Below are 3,885 nucleotides of genomic sequence, written 5' to 3'. Positions count from 1 at the left end.
CGAAGTAGCGGATACCCTCTACGGCGTGAGTATGGGTGATGATAGCGCATCACGTGTCGTCTCGCTGCGTGTTGCCGGGTATGTGGGAGCAGGAATATGATTAGTGCTACTGAATTGAGCGGGCTTCTAAGCGGACGGATCGGTTCGCTCACCATTACGCCTACCGGTGACGTGCGAATTGATGATCCACCACCAGGTGCGATTCTACCCGGCAGTTTCAACCCCCTGCACGAAGGGCATCTTGGGATGCAACGCGCCGTCGTCGTCATGACCGGCCAGCCGGTACATTTCGAGCTAACGGTACGTAACGCCGACAAAGGTGAGCTATCGCTGTTGGAAATCAATCGCCGCGTCGCTCAATTTGCAGGGCGTCATACCGTCATTCTGGCCGCGGCACCACTCTTCGTACAGAAGGCACGCCTTTACCCTGGTCGTGCCTTCGTGCTCGGCTACGACACAGCCCTGCGCCTCGTCACATCAGCGTACTATGGGAGCGAATCCGCAATGCTGGCTGCGTTTGCAGCCATTGCTGCCGCCAACTGTCGCTTTTTTGTCGCCGGTCGTCAGATTGACGGGCGTTTTTACACTCTCGCCGATCTTACCCTACCGGTCGGCTATGAACAACTCTTCACCCCGATTCCCGAAGACCTCTTCCGCCGCGATATTTCATCTACGCAGTTACGGGAACGTGCTGCTTCCCAAGGCGGAACAGTGTCGTAGGGATGATTTCCAGCGCTCTTGCCAGTAGTGCTACCCCTTCCTTTTCTACATTTGGAATAAGGATGGACAGAGAGACAATGATCCAAACGGTGAGGAACCGGGTCAAACACGCATGGCATGTTCCGGTATCCTCCACCATCCTTAGTCCAGCCCAGAACCCTGATCGAGTACAATGGCAGTAGCCAACTCGCTCGGTGGAGTAAAGTTATGACTCGTCCTTCTGTTCGTGAAATGCGCGAAGCGCTCGAAGATCAAATCCTCTCACCATACGCTGCCAGAAGTGTTGATGCTGTACGCGACACCCTCGAACCTCCATGCCCGATTCGCACGGCGTACCAACGCGACCGTGATCGTATCTTACATTCCAAGTCATTCCGACGGCTTAAACACAAGACACAAGTTTTCATCGCGCCACTTGGCGACCACTACCGTACCCGACTTACGCACACGTTGGAAGTGACACAGGTTGCCCGAACCGTTGCCCGTGCCTTACGCTTGAATGAAGACCTGACCGAAGCAATCGGGCTTGGTCACGACCTCGGTCACGCCCCGTTCGGTCATGCTGGAGAAGTAGCATTAAGCCGTATCTGTCCTGGTCACTTTCGCCACAACGAGCAATCACGCCGAATTGTCGAAGTGCTCGAACGAGATGGGGCCGGTCTCAATCTAACGTATGCCGTTCGCGAGGGGATTCATCTTCATTCAAAAGCGCGTCGTGACATTACCGCTACGGCATGGGGGACGGCCAAAACGCTGGAAGGGCAGCTTATCAAGTTGTGCGACAGTATTGCCTACATCAACCACGACATTGACGACGCGATCCGCGCCGGTATTCTACGCAGGGAAGATTTACCGCCTGAGTGTACCGACGTGCTAGGCAACAGCTCAAGCGAACTACTGACAACCATGGTGAGCGATCTGATCTATCATAACTGGTGGGCTACTGGCGAGGGAACACCACCCGATCCACCTGTCCTGACAATGAGTCCGCCAATCCTGGCGGCTACCAACAAATTGCGTGACTTTCTCTATCAACACGTTTATTGGCGACCGGAGGCAACGGAGGAAAATGAGAAAGTTGCATTCGTCATCGAAACCTTGTATCGATACTTTCTCAGCCACCCGGAGGCAATTCCCATCGAACTACGGACAATTGTCGAGCGACGGGGGGAACCAATTGAGCAGGCTGTCGTTGATTACATTGCAGGGATGACTGATCGCTATGCGCTGGCAGTGTTCAAGCAAATCTTCGTGCCGCGTACTTGGGGAGCGACACCGTAGTCTCTGTCTGTACATGTCGCCCCGTATTCGTTCGGTGCCTGCTGCGCCTCCCGCTGACGGGAACGGAAGGATGCCGGCGGAACCGAAAGATAGCGGCCTTCCCGCGACAAGGGAAGCAGGTCAGACATATGATCAGGTTGCGGTACTTCCTTCGTCTCGCGATGGTGAGAGGGGCCGAGAGCCTGGTGACGCCGAAAGCTGACGACCGCACGCTACGTTGGGCGTAGCAACGAGAGGCGCTATGAGCGTGATCGACGATATTAAAGCCAATGTTGACATCGTTGATCTGATCAACTCGATGGGTGTTGGACTACGCCGCAGCGGACGTAGTTTTGTCGGCTTTTGTCCGTTCCATCCCAATACCCGTACACCAGCGTTTCACGTCTACCCCGACACGCAGAGTTTCTACTGCTTTGGCTGTCATGCATCAGGCACGGTGTTTGACTTTGTGATGCGGAAACAGGGGCTGGATTTCAAAGGCGCCTTGGAGTTGCTAGCCGAGCGGGCAGGGATTCGGCTCGAACCGAAAAACGATATCCAACGGCAAGAAGATGCCCGTCGGGCACGTCTGCTCGAGATCAACGGTGTTGCGACACGCTACTTTAACTACGTGCTTCTCAATCTCAGCCGTGGTGCTCCTGGCCGTGAGTACATCGCTAAACGAGGGATCAATCGCGACGCGATTGACGCTTTTCAGATCGGCTATAGCCTCGATGACTGGCATCATCTCTTTACCTATCTGCACGAGAAGAAAGGCTATAGCGTTGAGGACATTATTGCCGCAGGTTTGGCCATTCCCGGCGAACGCGGGCCGTATGATCGCTTTCGCAACCGTATCATCTTCCCGATCCGCAATATACGCGGTGAGGTGATTGGCTTTGGCGGACGAGCATTAGGTGATGCCCAGCCCAAATATCTCAATACCCCCGAAACACCACTTTTCAAAAAGAGCGAGGTACTTTATGGGCTAGACCTGGCGCGTGATGCCATTCGATCTACGAACCAGGTCATTATCGTTGAAGGGTACGTCGATGTCATCACTGCTCACCAATACGGCTTCCGCAATGTGGTGGCGCCGCTCGGCACAGCACTGAGCAAGGCACACATCAACCAACTCAAACGGCTTACCGATCAGGTTTACCTTGCTCTAGATGCCGACGCTGCCGGGCAGAAAGCAACCCTCCGCGGCCTGGAAACCATCCGCACAACCACCGAAGAGGAAGGTGAAGGTCGGCTTGTCACCACCGCGCAGGGGATTGTCCGATTGGAAAATGATGTAACCATCCGTATCATTCGCTTACCTGCCGGGCGCGATCCCGATGAGGTCATCGCTGCCGATCCACAGCTCTGGAAAGAGTTAGTTGACAATGCCACACCAGTGATGGATTTTTATCTGGAAGCGTACACTGCCGGTCTTGACATGCATGATCCGGCCCAACAGCGCCTGGCGCTCGAGCGGATTATCCCCCTGCTGAGTGAACTTGATGGTGCTGCGCAGCGCGTGTACGTAGCTCGCGTTGAACAACTCACTGGTGTGCGTAGTGAGTTGATCGTTGATCTGCTACGGGCCAGAATCCAACCACCCCGGCGAAACGAGCGGCATCGCGGTATTCGATCTTCATCGCCGCCACCGGCACCACCGCCAACCGCACCGCCACCAATCGATGAACATCGACGTGATACTGAAGCCTATCTCCTGGCACTAGCTCTTCGTTACCCTTCTGTTGATATGGCGATTGAACGTCTCTTGGAAAGCTATGCCGAGCGCTGCACTGCCATAGGCGACATCTTCGGTGCCGGTATAGAAGATCTGCTCGAAGAACCGATCCACCAGGCCATCTGGCAGGCCTATCTGGCAACGCCGCTTGAATTACGACCCACCGA

3 protein-coding genes are annotated in these 3,885 nt (G+C 55.0%); all 3 read left to right on the top strand.

The window, feature by feature from the left end; genetic code table 11:
* Window positions 1–96: 96 nt before the first annotated feature.
* Window positions 97–720 (top strand): hypothetical protein, encoded by a 624-nt coding sequence (locus tag JE47_RS0119700; RefSeq protein ID WP_031461384.1) that lies wholly within the window; start codon window positions 97–99, stop codon window positions 718–720.
* Between the two features lie 207 nt (window positions 721–927).
* Window positions 928–2,001 (top strand): deoxyguanosinetriphosphate triphosphohydrolase, encoded by a 1,074-nt coding sequence (locus JE47_RS0119695; RefSeq protein ID WP_031461383.1) that lies wholly within the window; start codon window positions 928–930, stop codon window positions 1,999–2,001.
* Between the two features lie 241 nt (window positions 2,002–2,242).
* On the top strand, window positions 2,243–3,885 hold a 1,643-nt coding region (dnaG, locus tag JE47_RS0119690; protein WP_031461382.1), incomplete at its 3' end, for a DNA primase.

It is taken from the genome of Chloroflexus sp. MS-G (assembly GCF_000735195.1).
Taxonomy (GTDB): Bacteria; Chloroflexota; Chloroflexia; order Chloroflexales; family Chloroflexaceae; genus Chloroflexus.
The sequence above is the reverse complement of the archived record's forward strand: the minus strand, read 5'-3'. Positions and strand labels throughout refer to the sequence as shown.